10 protein-coding genes are annotated in these 15691 nt (G+C 34.1%); 5 read left to right on the forward strand and 5 right to left on the reverse strand.

From position 1 onward, the window contains the following. The first annotated feature begins 384 nt into the window (after positions 1-384). The 3 genes from J3U36_RS02065 (at position 385) to J3U36_RS02075 (ending at position 3226) form a co-directional block, all read left to right on the forward strand. Positions 385-1242: a hypothetical protein gene (locus J3U36_RS02065; RefSeq protein ID WP_267380894.1), complete on the forward strand. Its 858-nt coding sequence runs from the start codon at positions 385-387 to the stop codon at positions 1240-1242. A gap of 216 nt (positions 1243-1458) precedes the next feature. Then, a complete protein-coding gene (locus J3U36_RS02070) occupies positions 1459-1635 on the forward strand; it encodes a helix-turn-helix transcriptional regulator (RefSeq protein ID WP_267380895.1) in 177 nt (58 codons plus the stop codon). Between the two features lie 169 nt (positions 1636-1804). Next, positions 1805-3226, forward strand: a complete 1422-nt coding sequence (locus tag J3U36_RS02075) for a DNA primase family protein (RefSeq protein WP_267380896.1) — start codon at positions 1805-1807, stop codon at positions 3224-3226. Positions 3227-3365: 139 nt separating this feature from the next. On the opposite strand, the gene J3U36_RS02080 is transcribed toward J3U36_RS02075, so the two are convergent. The 5 genes from J3U36_RS02080 to J3U36_RS02100 are packed head-to-tail and all read right to left on the reverse strand — an operon-like array spanning position 3366 to position 12858. Beyond that, positions 3366-4616 (reverse strand): hypothetical protein, encoded by a 1251-nt coding sequence (locus J3U36_RS02080; protein WP_267385829.1) that lies wholly within the window; start codon positions 4614-4616, stop codon positions 3366-3368. A gap of 57 nt (positions 4617-4673) precedes the next feature. After that, a complete protein-coding gene (locus J3U36_RS02085; protein ID WP_267380447.1) occupies positions 4674-5495 on the reverse strand; it encodes a DUF6708 domain-containing protein in 822 nt (273 codons plus the stop codon). A 17-nt stretch (positions 5496-5512) separates the two neighbouring features. Then, complete coding sequence (locus tag J3U36_RS02090) at positions 5513-9472, reverse strand: toxin VasX (RefSeq protein ID WP_267380446.1); 3960 nt, start codon at positions 9470-9472, stop codon at positions 5513-5515. 28 nt (positions 9473-9500) lie between these two features. After that, complete coding sequence (locus tag J3U36_RS02095) at positions 9501-10433, reverse strand: hypothetical protein (RefSeq protein ID WP_267380444.1); 933 nt, start codon at positions 10431-10433, stop codon at positions 9501-9503. Further along, positions 10423-12858 carry a type VI secretion system Vgr family protein gene (locus tag J3U36_RS02100; protein WP_267380443.1) on the reverse strand — a complete coding sequence of 812 codons (2436 nt, stop codon included), beginning with the start codon at positions 12856-12858 and terminating at the stop codon, positions 10423-10425. The genes J3U36_RS02095 and J3U36_RS02100 overlap by 11 nt, the downstream gene beginning before the upstream one ends. Before the next feature lie 1073 nt (positions 12859-13931). Here J3U36_RS02100 and J3U36_RS02105 point away from each other — a divergent pair. Together J3U36_RS02105 and J3U36_RS02110 are read left to right on the forward strand one after the other, a co-directional pair. Beyond that, positions 13932-14420 (forward strand): hypothetical protein, encoded by a 489-nt coding sequence (locus J3U36_RS02105; protein ID WP_267380442.1) that lies wholly within the window; start codon positions 13932-13934, stop codon positions 14418-14420. 400 nt (positions 14421-14820) lie between these two features. Further along, positions 14821-15471 carry a LemA family protein gene (locus tag J3U36_RS02110; RefSeq protein ID WP_267352375.1) on the forward strand — a complete coding sequence of 217 codons (651 nt, stop codon included), beginning with the start codon at positions 14821-14823 and terminating at the stop codon, positions 15469-15471. The last annotated feature ends 220 nt before the right edge of the window (positions 15472-15691 follow it).

Here is a 15691-nt window from a genome sequence, read left to right on the forward strand (position 1 = left end):
CGATTCTGCGAATAAATGGGGGTGAGTGGTTTATAGGCGTTAGGTTCCAGAGATTTTACCCCCCCCTCCCATAGGGTTTTTGTTTTGATTTTTTATCTATCATTTAATTGATAATTTCAATAAATATAAATTTTATTTTTATATAATTGATTAAATATAAATTTAAAAATCGTTTTATTGACTGTATTGAAAATATATTTTTGTATTATTTTTATATGACGCTTAACACTATTAGAGGTACACTAGATTGAATACAAAACTTCCCCCTATCCCATTTATCACATTAGAAAGGGCAGCTAAATTATTGGATTGTGCCGTTGATGACTTCCTGTTTTGGAATAGTGAAGGCATGATCCCGTTATACGCCTACGTTCACAATCAGAGTTGTACATTATCATTTCAGGCAAAAAAAAAATTTTTAGCGATCAATGCCAAGATTATGTCGGAGTATTTGAAAACGTTCAGCAGATTGAGAAAAATATCGGGTTACTAGGACATTTTAAAACAAATATCTTAGGTAAGCCTATCCCACCATACCAATATCAGTATACAATTGAAATGCCTAACAGAAATAGAGCGGGTTCTCATTTTTTTTGTGCGATTTACTACGGTGAGGCGTCTGGGATTTGGAGGATCGGACGATTAACGCATTGGTTAGAGCTAAATAAAAATAAATACACATATAGTAATTACGCACCTTTCGGCAGCAATACAGCAATATTAAACACAATGCATCCAGTGTTCAACATTGATCATTTTAATGAAATTTTTAGATGCTATTTAACGTTAACTGATAAAAATAGTTATGAGTTTAACATTGATGAATTGCTAATTTCGACAAAGGATATTAATTTATTACAAACAGCAAACAATAATTTTTTACCCGATTTATTCAGTGACGAGGGGCATTTCAATCAATTTATTTCATGGGCAAATATTACCAATGAAGAAAATTTCACCCCCCAAATTAATAAAATTGGGAAACCACAAAATTTTTATAAATCGTTTGCTATTCAAACGGCGCTATTAACACGGGAAAAATTCCCATTTAGTAGAGTTTCTGCATTATCTAGAAAAATCAGATTTGTAATTGTCAATAATTTTAAATCCCGCAACCCTCCAAATGAAAGAACTATCTCAAATTGGTTATATGAAATTAAACTAGCGCCTAGAACTATAGAAACAAAAACAAATGATTTTGAATTAATTATTCCCGACAAATGGAAATATTTTTCTGAATAACTAATACAAATTTTATTAAATGTAAAACGACTATATACAAATATTACAAAAGGCATAATTAACAATTTTTTATTAAAGTTAATATAATTTATTAATAAATTTTTCATTTTATTTAATGCTAATGTTTTATTATTTAATGTAATGCATGTTTATTTATACAGTGTTATTCTGTTATTACATTTTAAATACAGGAGCAAACATATCATGACGATTATTATGAACAGAAAACAGGTATTAGAACTGTTGCATTTCAAATCTAACACCAGCCTTTATACATTAGAAAAAAATGATAAAACTTTTCCAAAAAAAATAAAAATAGGATTGCGCCGAGTTGGCTATCGAGCCGATGAAATTAATGCTTGGCTCGAATCTCGTAAAGTGGAGAAAGTTTAGTTCTTATAATTTATAAAATGACGAAATCTAAAATCAAAACTAAATTGTCTCATAGCCACCCACTCAAAAACAAAACTATTTAGTTAATCGTTTATAAAACTGGTGAATTTAGCTATTTTCACAACTAAATTTAACTAAATGGGAATATTGAACGTATTAGGAGAAAAAAATGAATGACAACAATATTTTATCGGAACAGGCGATTGTATCAAACGGTAAATTTAAACTAGCAGATTTAGCAAATATGAACATATCACAAATGGCGCCCAGCCAACGAGCAAAACTACTAAATCAGTATTATGATAACAATCTGGCAATTGATTTAAAAACTGATAAAATTTATTATTATAACAATAATGTTTGGCAACATATCAGCGATAAAATATTGATGCGGACGTTAGTCGATTTGTTCAATCAATCAGGTGAGCCATTTAATCCCATACGAATCAGCTCAGCAGTTGAATCGCTCAAATTTTCATTACCTATAATGGGACAACCTAAAACTGATTTAATTTGTTTTAAAAATGGAGTGTATGAACTTAAAAATCAAAGTTTTAGACCTCACAATTCTATGGACTGGTTATTAGTCAATAATAATATTAATTACTATCCAGCTACAGAAAACGAAACGCTTGAAATTCATGCCCCTAATTTTACTAAATGGTTAGAACGAGCGTCTAATAATAATCAGGATAAAAAAACTAATATTTTAGCTGCGCTATATATGATTTTAGCTAATCGCTATGACTGGCAATTATTCATAGAAATTACAGGGGCAGGCGGTAGCGGTAAAACTGTATTTTCTGAGATCGCCACAATGTTAGCAGGTGAAAACAATACGGTAGTAGGCACAATGGACGCACTGGAGACAGCGAGGGACAGAGCGCTAATCGTGGGTTATTCATTGATTGTATTACCAGACCAGCCTCGCTATATTGGCAGTGGTGCAGGTTTAAAAGCCATTACTGGCGGTGATGAGGTAGCTATTGACCCAAAACACAAACATCCGTATTCGTGTAAAATCCCCGCTGTGGTATTAATAGTGAATAACGAGCCAATGCGATTTAACGAACGTAACGGCGGTATATCTCGACGACGGGTCATACTTCATTTTGGAGAGGTGATACCAGTGAAGGAGCGAGATACTCACCTAGTTACCAAAATAAAACAGGAACTACCGTCTATAGTGAGATTATTGTTAAAAGAGTTTAATAATCCATTAGACGCCAGAGACAGATTGCACCACCAACAGAAATCCGACGAGGCAAAATTGATTAAACGTGAATCTGATCATCTAGTAAATTTTTGTAGTTATCTGGATGTGTTAGAGAGCCCAAACGGAATGCCGATAGGTAATTTAGGTATTTCCCCATTCAATCCCCAAAAATACTTATATCACGCATATATAGAATATGTTCGAAATAACGGATTAAATAACCCGTTATCACTGACCCAGTTTGGGCTATCGCTAAATTACGCAATAACCGAAAACGGGAGTAAATACATAAAAAAACGTTATACCTCTGGAATTATAACTAATCTGAAAATTAATACAGCAGCTAGTAGTGATTGGTTGTCTACCGTAGATTAACTAGTGATTATTAATTAATATTATAAAATAATAATTTTATTTAATATAGGATGTAGTAGTCACGGTTTTTAAATAAAGTCCCCCATTTTCATGGGGATAAACTGGTGGAAAATAATATTTAACAATCGTGACACTATTATCATTGTTTGAATTCTCTATCGAAATTAATGTATTCAATAACAGTTGCGTTAAATCTATTTTGTTTTTCACCAATAACTATCTGTTTTTCATCAATATAATTAGCATATTCAATTGCAAATGCCAGACCAACCCAGTAATCACATTCACCAGAAATCCCAAATGTTGTATTAATATGATAAATGTTATCAATAGAGCAAGCCTTATCAACATATCGAGATAAAACACGCAAATTAATATCAGATGTTAATTTGTTTAACCATATGGCACCAATTGGATGTTGATTACCTTCTTCAATATTAAAATCACCCCATAGTTCTGCATGTTCAAGAGTATAATCGAGATTATCGCTTTCTTGTGTACGATGCAAAGCAACAACAGTTAATTTATTTTCCTGTATATATTGGATAGCACTATCAGTTTGGATAATATTTTTTCCTAGGCAAATCATGCTTGTCATCGCCTCAGAACTATATGAATGGGGTAAATCATACATATGTAAACTGATACAACATAATATATGATCGTTATTCTGAGAATTATCTAACCAACTATCCAAGAATATGGAGCTTTCTTTTGCATCAATAACGCTCCAAGAGTCAAAAAAAGAGGTTAAACCTACTTTTTTTTCCCAACTTAGTTTGATTAATTCAGAGGAGATAGGCACATCGATAAAAATTCTAATATGCTTCTGTTTTTTTTGGAACACTTTACTATTTAAAATAGAAATAACTTCTTGTAATTCATTAAATAGTTCATCTATTTTTGGACTAAAATCATTATTTTTCAGATTGTTAAATTTGAATCTTGAATGGATAATAGGATTATTATCATCACTGGATGATAAAGTTGTTTTTGATTCAATGGATAGCAAACCACTTATCAAGGCTTGTGCATGATTTTGATTACCGAATTCAGAATGTAATTGATTGAAAATGACGTAAACCGGTTTTTGACCAAATTCAATCAATTCTTGTTTTCGATCTTCACGTAATTTATTCCAACCGTCAACATAGAACTCCTTGTAGCCACGAAATAACAACGATATTAATAATAGTATTATCCAGCCTATAAACGCAAAAATAACCGCAATGATAATATGCTCAATTCCGATTTTATAATTTGGCTGATTTAAGCAAATTAAAATCACGCTAATGACTATAAATACGATTAAGGTAATGCACCAAAATAAACGAGACAACCCGTTTTTCATAGTCAACGGTTTAGGTAATAAATCTAAATTTACAGGCATAATATTTTTCCAAATATATTTAGCACGAAAATTTATTATTTCGTGCTGAGTTTTTTATTATTCAACATGATATTTTTGTTTAATGTCGGCTAGCTCGTCTAATGTTGTGGCATTAAAAGCTTCGATCATCCATTTTGACCAACCTTGACCGTTGATAATTTTTTGTTTGAATTTGTCTTCTTGGTCGGTTGGATAGATGCTTCGGCTGGTGTCGGCTAATTTATCAAATATCATATAATTATTGACCCAACCCCAGATTAAATGACTACCAACTCCAATTCTGGCTGGATCGAACATGATATGGTCAATGGTTTGGTTAGTGCCGGGTTTGCAGACCATTAAAATATCGCTAACTAGTGAGTAAGGCGAATAGTTATGAATGGCAACCCCGTGTAAATCTGCCCAATCATACTCTTTTATTCGTCGTTTATTGGGGTGTAAAAATACTAAGGGGTTATACCAAAATCGAAAGCTAAAAAAGTAACTTTCATTCACATACACTTTACCCGTTTTACGGTTAAAAATAATTGGGCTTCCTCGACGAGAAAATAATGATTGATATAATCCTGGAATAACTACATATATGGCAATACAACAAGTTATTAAAGCAATAGTACTTAATAATGTTATTTCGATCTCATTATCAGTATTGTATATAAATAATAATGCTCCCCATAATATAATTGATGGAATCAACAGAATGAATAAAATAAAGTAAATAAATGTATAAAAGATTTTATCTGACAACCTCTGTCTAATTAATGAACAATAGTTATCATTGGCATAGATTAACCGATCTTCAGGGCTAGTTAAGTAATTTTTCCCTTTCTCTAGATCCCCTATCCAACCAAAGCGTTGGGGGCGGTACTTTGATGGCATGCTGTTCTCCTTATTGATTAAATTTTTCCGTTTTTGATAATTATTAATGGTACTTCTTCACGGTGATTATATTGGATGATTATCTGATATTTTTTTATTCGATAATATCCGAGGGTTCCGGCTATCCATTTATTAATCATTAGTTCTTGAAAATCATGCTCCAGTGATTTTTGCAAACTAAAATCTTGTGACTTGGACTTGGGCTTGCCAATAGTCGAGTTTGCAATTGGATAGCTGTTTTTTTTGGGCTGATCATATTTATTTTTATAATCCTCCATATCGGTACTTAGATAATCGTCTTGTGTTGCACTTTCGTTGATTTGAATTAATTTTATACCCTGTGCGTTAACATGGTATTTGAAATCGGTATAGATATTATCTTTCAAGTGCAGGCGAATATGAGCGGATAGCGATTCGTTAGAGTTGTTTTCGGCAAATTCAGCAATATTGACATAAAAATAGATATGCCGTTGCATTGAATTTGGGGTATTTTTGTTGGCACTGTAATTTGCCGGATAAGTCTGCGCTGGCGTATTGTGAAGTGGCTTAAGGCGGATAAAGGTGTTAATACCATAAACAATAACCATATAGTCATTAACCGCCTTACCAAAGCCCGAATGGGTGTTGTAGTCTTCTTCGTGATAGGCATCATAACCAAGAAATTGTAGCTCTCCTTGAACACCAAAACAGCAGCGATTTAACCAATGTTGAATAGGGGTATAATTATCATATTTTTTACTAAACATCACTGCTATAGTTCCTATTATAAGTAGCACTATACCTGCGATAAAAGTAATAGGATTACTAATTACTAATAATATAGCACCAACTCCTAAAGCAAATGAACCAGCAGCTCTCATAATGAAATATTTTTTATTTTCCATATCCATCATATCAAAAGCACTTATAAACTCGCCTATAGCATCTATGACGGTTATTGTCGCAAAGGCAACTGATACTGTTCTTATAATTATATTATTTAATGCAAGACGGCTTTCAATTTTAGTAATATTAGTGCCGGCTTCGGTAGCTTTTAATAGTTGCACCTTCAATTTAACATCACGGTATTGACTGGTTAAATCAACCCCCATTAATCCTAATGATAATAAATTGGTGTATAACTGTTGTTGAAGCTGTAATTCGCCTTCACCTGCTTGTGGTGTTCCCCACTGTTTTAAGTTGTCCCAAATATTGCTTAACGTTAGTACCCCGATAATGCCACTCACCGCTATATTAATGGCAAACCCTGTTTTAGCGATGTTGACACTAGTGCGATGTTTTTCTATTTTGGCTTGATGCGTGGTTTTGTCTAAATCGACTTGTTCTTGCTGATTTTGGTTTAAAATTTGTTCAAGTTTTTCCCGTTCTTGATTAAGGATCTGCCGATTTTTTTCGATTCGGTTATCCTGTTTTATCTCTTCAATCGTGGTTTGTTTTTGTTCTTTGTGTTGTTCAATTTTGGTTTCTAATTCAGTTTTGGTTTGTTCAAGTTTAACCTTTCCTTTTAACGCTGGTTTTATTACTTTGGCAAGTTCTTGCGGTTTTAAAACATTATTTTCTAGGTTTTTGATAAATGATTCAATGGTATTTTTGATTTCCAGATCTGGCAGGAACATCATTAATCTGAGTTTTTTCAATGATGCTTTTTTACCAGCAGGTTGTTTTTCGTCATTGGTTTCAAATTGACTTAAGAACTTTTGTTCTTGCAAAGTGAGCCCTTCTGAACTGTAATATGTGCGGTTCATTTGACTGATTAGCGCAACTAATGGTTCGATATGCGTTGGTCTGATTTTAACATCAAGTCTGAGTGGATAAACATTGAGCTGAGCCAATCGAAACATAAAATGTATTTCGGAATATTGCGGTTTAATTAACGTTAGCTTCTGATTTTTCACCAGCCTTGAATATTTATTTAATGACACATCATTCAAATAACCATGAGCAAGAACTAGTTTTTTGCTGTAAGGGCTATTAGTTGGATTGCGTGCCGATAATTGTGTATTGACGTTTTTTAGTTGACCTTTTAATTTTTGTATTTGTTGCGTATGTTGCCTTTTTTTTCGTTGTAACTGCTTATGTTTTTCGGTGTCTTGCAACGGAATGGTTTTTCTTTCTTTTTCTAGTTTATCTAGCTCTTGCTGATTGATTTTAATTTTTTCTTCAAGTTCTTTTTGCTGTTGCGTTAAAATTTTTTGCTTTTCCTTAGTTTCATTTTTATGTTGTTCTTCTTGTAACTTGTTTGGGATCAGCGCAATATTAAGGCTTCTTGATATGACATCATTCCAACTTATTTCGGTGTCAGTATTAATATCGATAAAGTCTTTTTGTTCCAAATCGATACCGTTAATATTCAGGTGAGTAATAATGTAATAAATACTGCTCGGATTGCTAAGGAGTTCATCCCATAGCGCATTATCTTCATCTAATTTGACTTCAAAATGGCTGGCATCAATCAGTATTTGAGTAATGTCTTTAATCTGGCTTTGTATGCTTTCTTCGTTAGAAAAGTCAAATTCAGACCGCCAAAAACGTACCATATTCACGCTTTTCGGGGTGATTTTACTGTATTTTGATTGATATTCTTTATCACCAAATAACCAACGAACATAAGTAAAATAGTCCTGCGACCATTCTGTGCAATAATCTACCAGTTCTTGATAGGCGTCTGTTAATTCGTTGTTAAATATATCAATTTTTCCCTGATCAATACAACTGTCAAAATCATTTAATGCGTTTTTTTTATCCATAATTAAATCACTCAACTGCATATGTTCTGTGGTGATTGAAGGCGTGCTGTAATAATCATAAGTTTTTTTTGGTTTATTGTATTTTTCAATCGCCTCTCTTAATTTTTCGATTTCCCGATCATATGATGTGACGATTGAATTTCGGTATTGCGTCATTAACTGTAAAATCGTGCGTTTTTTAAACATGTTGGGTAGATAATATTTGAAGCGATTTTTTAATTTAGGGTTAATCATTTTTAGCATGTTTTGAGCACGGCTTTCAAAAATTTGGTTTTGTTTGTCGATATCGAAACCGGCATCGAAATCATCATCAAGTTTCATCTCTTCGTCCGGCGGTAATTCAGCTTCGTTATCAAACATACATAAATTTTTCTGACGTTGAGAGTTAAGCTCTTCGGCAATGCCGAAAAGATCCTCTAATACCACACCACACGATATAGGTTTTCTCGCTATATATAAATTGCTGGTATGCATAGCATATTTTAATTTTTCGTTTTTTAAACCGATAAATGCATGTGCTGATTCAAAATCAGTGGGAAGGTTATTGAATCGAAATTCCAATACTTTACTTTCGTGATTTTCATTCTTATCAAAACTACAACCAAAAATATCTTTAAACGGTACCGCTCGATTGCCCGTTGCTTGAGAAGGGGAATCTTTAAAATTTTTTACATCAATTTTAGTAAAACGGGATAATGCGTGGTTATCTTGTTCTTGTAAATAGTTATTAATGGTCTCTTCGTTCCATGTATGCGCAGAGTAAGCCACCCATGCATGGGTGCACCCTTTTTGCAGATGAATAAAGGATGCAGGAATAGTGTGACAGTAGTTTTTACATGCTTTTGATATCGGTCTTGGTGTAGTACCTATCAATTCGTGATAATTTTTCAGTCGCAATGCCCCGTCAATACATTCATAACTATGTAGTATTCTACTGTTTATATCTGCGCCTTGTTGTTGCATCACATAGATATAACCGTTTCGCAACGTTCGTAAAATATACCCGTAATCCTGCAATTCTTCATCTGGCATGCGTGATTTAAAATTTAATTTTTTTGCATAATTTACCAAATCTAGATAATCGGGATCCGCCTCAACCGTTTTATGCGGTTTCATTTTTATCACCGATTGACGCAATAAAAATACTGGTATTCCTGTACGACCACACGCTGGGCAGTTACCACTGGCTGCATTTTTATTTTCTATGGCAATGTTTTGTGTTCTTTTCATGTTTTAAACTCTTTAATTGTTTATTTTTTTATTTAGTTAATGAATGGACTTGGCTGTCAAAATCAATATTTGCGTTAATGATATGGTTTGAAAATGTACTAGGTGCCTGTTGTGCCTTAGGAATTTGTTTGAGCACTTGGGGATGCGTAGTAAATAGCTGCTGATAACGTAGCCCATTTAGTCCCCAAAATACGATATCAGTAACATCGGTTAACCCTAATTGATACGCCTGTTCAACATAATTAGTTGCGTCGATAATTACGTGGTTTGACAGTGGTAAATTTTTTTGATCATCAAATTTTTTGCGGTTATTCCCCCATGCATTGACTAGCGTGCAAATAACCTGTAGATTTTTTAAACGTTGACAGTATTTATTACTCCACCCGTGCTCTATTATCGATACGTCAGTGCTGGAATAGGCAATAAATTCACCATTATGAATTGACGGATAATAATAATTTTCAATTTCTAAAAGTTGCGATTTTAGCCATGCGTTGTCTGAATTCGAGCCCAGTTCATGCAAAAATTGCATCCGAAACGGTTCAAAGAATGGGTAATAATAGTTTCGTCGCAAAGTTTTAGCGATATTATTTCCAATATCAACAAGTTTTTTAGCCAGTAACGACGGTTTTAATTCAGTGACAATATAGGCACAAATATAACGTTTTGACCAAAAACATTCAGTAGAGGATTGTGTCGTGATTTTATCAATTATTGCCTGTTCTAAAAATTGATACGGTTCTGCGAGCATTACCAACGTTGGGCAAATACTTGGATCATAATCCAAATCAGTGCGTAAAACTGGTGTAAGTTTTTTTTCGCCAAAATCCTTATTTTCACCATAATTAGCAAAAAATTGCTCTTTTGATAATGAATGAAACGGATTTAATGAGATCATATTATCAACCAGTAAATAACGATATTTATTGAAACTAGCTATTTTATTTAATTCAGCAATCATTTTTTTCTCCACAGCGTTTGTTTGAAAATTCGCTAGAATTCAAATTAATTCGTTTTGTAATGCTAGACGCCCCCATTTTTTGTAGGACATTACACTTCATGTACACATTATTCGGTGTACCCAGTACAATGCCTTTTTCGCTAATTTCAATGTATGAGCCACCACAAATTAAGGTGATTTTTTTGCTGGCGGTTAATGTCATTTTGCCGTCTACACTGTCAATGTTGATATTTTGCTTGGCTGCCATATTGAGGTTGGCATTTTGGGCTTGTATGTCAATATCCCCTTGATTTGCAAAGACCTTCATCCCCAATTGGTGAGCAAATAACCCTATCGCTTCGCCCGATGTCAGTGTGATGTTTTTTAATGCCGTGATGTCAGTCTGGTTTTCAGCGGTGACACTCACGCTGTTACCGGTTGATAACTGGATGTTTTCAGGACTGGTTAACGCTATGCCTTCTTGCGCATAAGCTAATATGCCACTTTGCGCCAGTTCGGTTAAGTTTGCCTTGAGCTGGTCTTGGCTGTCAGTGTCTGCGCCGTGGGCTTCGGCTTGATTGGCAGCATTTTGTAGTGATTTGGCTATCGATAAGGCATTTTCTAGTTGCGCAATCGCATCTTGCATATCCAGTTGTTTGCCCTGCGCTTTCGGCTCGGTCTGGCTGGTTAAATATAACCCTCGATTTGCTGCAATCGCCCCCCATTCATCGGTACGAAGTTCAAACCCTTCGCCCCGTAATTCTTTTTTTTGGTTGACTAAGTGACCCAGATTAAGTTGTGTTTTGCCGTATTCGGTCGCCAGCTTGATATGCTCTTGTCCCCGCTTGTCATCCATGCGCAATTTGTTATTGGTGGGCGTGCGAATTACATTACGGTGTTTGTTTATTGTCGTGACATGGTCAGGGTGGGCACTGTCGTGCATAGCATGGGCAATATACGGGCGGTCAGGATTGCCGTCCACAAAGGCAATAGCAACTTCTGTGCCGTCAATCAGTGGAAAATGAAAGCCATAAGCGTTCCCTGCATACGGTTTTGCCAGCCTCACCCATAAACTTTCACTGCCTGCTTTCCACGTTTTCAGGTCATAGTTAAATTTCACCCGATATCGACCTTGAGTATCAATATAGCCGTAGGTGTCATTGTCCGGACTGGTCACCCGTGCCGGTAAGGTGCCCCCGATTTTTGACCATGCTATCGGTTTTGGTCGGTATGGCTTTAATACTAGATACGGGATAGCAGTAAAATGCAGCTCGTAAGCATCCGTGCGGTTGCCTTGCCCTTCCACACTTAATATTATCACCCCGTCAGCAATATCAACTAACGGACTGCCTTTAATCTGTATACGTTGCCCCGGTGTCAGGTGATAGCGGTTGCTTTTGCCACTAATCACGATTTTTTCACTGATTGCCTGTTCGTGCCGTATTCGGGCATACCATTGTCCGCTTTCTGTGATAGTATTCGGGTCGCTTGGTTCGTCGTTATTTTTATCTGCTTGTCCGTTACTGGTCAACCCTTTATAGTGCTCGCCATAACGGTAATCCGTTCCGTAGGTGGTGTCGTCTTTCGGCTGGCTGCTAACGTCACCGTGTAAATTTGCTTTCGCATCACGGTAGTTGTAATCCTGCACTTTAACCGATGATTCCACCACCCGACTATGAATCCGAATATCCCAGATACTTTCCGCTCCGCCATCCAGCGTCCCACTGGGTAACCGGTAATCAATATCGCTGACCTGCTCATAACCTTGTTCATAATCGCTTATCACCATGACATCGCAATTGTGCTCAGCATGCGTTTCAAATCGAAACCAGACACCGATATCTGCCAGCAGACGCTGGATAAAGCTTAAGTCACTTTCCTGCCATTGGGTGATAAATTCACGCACAGGGTAGCTGTTGTTTAGTTCCAGACGGTAATCGATGCCGGTAAAACCATGACTGCGTAGCACTTCTTCAACCACACTAATCACGCTTTGGTTTTGGTATATCGCATTATTGCGATTCAAGGCTAATCTTGCTAAACGAGGCGATAACACTATCTGATAATGTGCCTGCTCTTTACTGACCGATAACAAACTAAAACGGGTGATAACGCCATATATTTTGCGTAAGTCACTCTCAACAGGCAGGTCACTTAAGGAACGAATCGCCGTTGCCAGCACATTTTTAACCGCAGGATTAAAGGAAAATGACGCTTTTTGATTGAGTATATCATCGGGCGATAAGGTTTTATCAGGGCTGGTAAAGTCAATGGTGTAATGCCATGGCTGGTTGAGCTGTTCATCACCTTGTACGTGTAAAACAGAAATCGGCGAAATCAGATTATCAACCGTTAAGGTGTAGCGGTTGTGGCTTACCTCGCCCGTTAATTCATTCAGTAAACCTTCACCAAATTGATTAATCAGTGAGGTTAATTTATTCTGCATTATTCAAAACTCCCACATTTTCAAAAATCGATAAAAATTATCAAAAAATAAACAAAATTATACGTAACATTACATTTTTTTCAAAAAATTTTCAATAATATGTTTATAAATAAATCTATAATATATTCGATATGTTATGCAAAGTTTGAATGTAAAGTTAATATGTAATATAAATTAAGTCACCATACTGTAATTCAGTATTTGGCAGATAATTTAGATGTAATGAATAGTATGAACGCTTTTTTATAAAATTTTATTTTTATGGGGGTAAGGTAAAAGTCTGCGACTTTTCGAATGGACACCGCTCATCAGTCAAATTTTTACACCGTCAAAATTTCAAAATCAATTTTTTAATCTTTCAACTTGGCAAGATAAAAATATCTAATTTTGGGGGTTACTTTTTCTTTTGGGACTATGCTTGGGACTATTTATCCAGTAAGAAAAAAACAAAATCCTTTTTCAAAAATACTTTAACAAGGTATTTTCAAGTCCCGCCCACGGCACCAATTCAATAATCAGCAACATTCTTCAAAATCCTTTAAAAACACATCAAAATCAGCATAAATAAGCCTTAAAGCCTAGTTTGCTATTCTTCAAGCGTCCATAAGATATATTTAGAACCACATTATTTAGGTATACGTATCTCATAAAACTAAAAATCGTATAACGATGGCTTGTATAACTGTCCTATTAACAGTTACTCAAATCAAAACAATTAAATTATAAGATAAAGATTATTCGTTATCAGACAGCAACAATTTAGTTTTGAGTTTAATTTGGTTTGATTATTTTTATTCTTTTGCTTTTGAATAAGGTTAAGGTATAGGTTGATATAAGGCTTAATCACTTAAATTATTCTCTTTTTTTTAATTGCGATTAATATTTGTTAATACTGGTTAATTTTTCTTATTTTATCACTACACTAACAAGAAATGACTACATATTATTTTCTTTTTAAGCTATTCTATTAAGTACGCTATAACTAATTTTTTTGTTATAGCTTTTCTATTAGCCTTTAATCATTTGGCTATATTACTTAATCCAATTTACTAAACCAAACAATGGAATATATCATGAAAAAATTCATTCCTATATTATTCTTATGTAGTTTGTATGGTAGTAATAGTTATGCAGATGAAAGTCAAAATAGTTTCCAAAAACAACCTCAGTCACAAACAAATACCGATTATACTGAATATAAAGCTCATTTAGCCGATAATCTTTCTTTGTCATTTTTTGTTGATAGCCAAGAACAAAAAGCCATACCCGTGTTATTGAAAGATGGAAACAAATATCAGCCAATTAGTATCAAATACTGTATTAAAAATTCTGATGCTTGCTGGCGACAAATTATTTATCATAATTCACTTTCTCATATTAGTTACAACCTTGATAAACCCGAAAGCAGAAAGAATTTATTGATATGGAAAATAGAGTATCTCGATAATGGTCAATTAGCTGAAACCGATTTTACACAGGCGCCAAAAACAGGAGCATTACCTGATGGGGATGATGATTATGATCCGTATATCCTTTGGCAATCAGACTTGAGCAATTATTAGTTCAAAATAATGTCAGCAAATAAGTTAATATAATAAGGATTAGCAAATCGATAATTTGCTTTTTAATTATATTAACTTATATTTTTCTTTAAAAATGAAATTTAATCGGTCACCACAAATTAGAATTTTATTCTTCTAACTCAATTTGTATTGAAAACTCACGTTAATTTACTAAAAAAGCATTTCTAAAATTATCTTTTCAAATCAATAATAATGGCGATAACAAAAATAAGAAATATCCTATATGAATATCTAAATTTTCCTTAAAACTTAAGCAGTTTAAAAAATTTTATAATTAACAACTAGTTGTTAAAATTGTATTTTTATGTTAATTTGCATTATCAATTTAACAATCTTATAGTTAGACATAAGAGTTATTGGATATTTAATAAGGATATGTATGTTATCAACTATTATTATTATTCTAATTTTTATCACCGGTTGGTTATTCTTTGCCTATAATAAACTACGTGGTTTAGCCGAAAATGTTAAGCAGACACAGGCTAATATTTATGCTACGGTCAAAAAGAGACAAGATATAGCACAACGACTTTCTGATATTGCTTCGAGCTATGGGAATCACGAAAAGCTTACACACTTTACCATTACTGAAAGTGACAGCATTAGCAACGCAGCTACCCGCACATCACAGACTTCTCAGATCTTAGGTAATGTTCAAATGTTAGCTAATCGATATCCTGATTTAAAAGCCAATACAACTTACCAACAATTAATGGTTCAATTAGATGAAATTGAAAACTCCGTTCTGATACGAAGAGAAGCTTATAATGCCGCAGTACAAGTATATAATTCCACTCGCGGTAGTGTTCCTCATCTATTCTATGCTAGTAAACTAGGATTTGGTGAAGCAGCCTATTTTGAAATGGATCAAAATGGTACTGAACAACAAGCATCGTTTAAAACCGACGATGGTAAAATATTAAGAGACACAATTGGTAGAATGGCCTCAGTAGCTTCAGGAAGGGTAAAAAAAATTAAAGAAAAAACAAATAATAACTCAGAAGATAATCAGTCCAATCAACAAAATTAGTTAATCCTATTTTTACACCGACAGCCTTGTTGTTTTATCAGAATAACAAGGTAATCTTCATTTATAATAATTTTTTGTTTTTCATCACAATTAATTAAATTTTCAGCATTCTATAGTCATAGGTTTCAAAAATGAAGGTAAAGCACTCTTCTGGATATTGTTAACCCGTACCTAGTCAATTTCGATATTCTTTTTATTAAAAGCTAATTGAGGAATTTAA

The sequence above is a fragment of the Gilliamella sp. B3817 genome, assembly GCF_026536705.1.
In the GTDB taxonomy this organism is placed as follows: Bacteria; Pseudomonadota; Gammaproteobacteria; order Enterobacterales; family Orbaceae; genus Gilliamella; species Gilliamella apicola_I.

Coding starts and splice junctions, on each gene's coding strand:
- J3U36_RS02070 (WP_267380895.1), top strand. CDS start 1,459: ATGAACAGAAAACAGGTATTAGAACTGTTGCATTTCAAATCTAACACC.
- J3U36_RS02075 (WP_267380896.1), top strand. CDS start 1,805: ATGAATGACAACAATATTTTATCGGAACAGGCGATTGTATCAAACGGT.
- J3U36_RS02080 (WP_267385829.1), bottom strand. CDS start 4,616: ATGCCTGTAAATTTAGATTTATTACCTAAACCGTTGACTATGAAAAAC.
- J3U36_RS02085 (WP_267380447.1), bottom strand. CDS start 5,495: ATGCCATCAAAGTACCGCCCCCAACGCTTTGGTTGGATAGGGGATCTA.
- J3U36_RS02090 (WP_267380446.1), bottom strand. CDS start 9,472: ATGAAAAGAACACAAAACATTGCCATAGAAAATAAAAATGCAGCCAGT.
- J3U36_RS02095 (WP_267380444.1), bottom strand. CDS start 10,433: ATGATTGCTGAATTAAATAAAATAGCTAGTTTCAATAAATATCGTTAT.
- J3U36_RS02100 (WP_267380443.1), bottom strand. CDS start 12,858: ATGCAGAATAAATTAACCTCACTGATTAATCAATTTGGTGAAGGTTTA.
- J3U36_RS02105 (WP_267380442.1), top strand. CDS start 13,932: ATGAAAAAATTCATTCCTATATTATTCTTATGTAGTTTGTATGGTAGT.
- J3U36_RS02110 (WP_267352375.1), top strand. CDS start 14,821: ATGTTATCAACTATTATTATTATTCTAATTTTTATCACCGGTTGGTTA.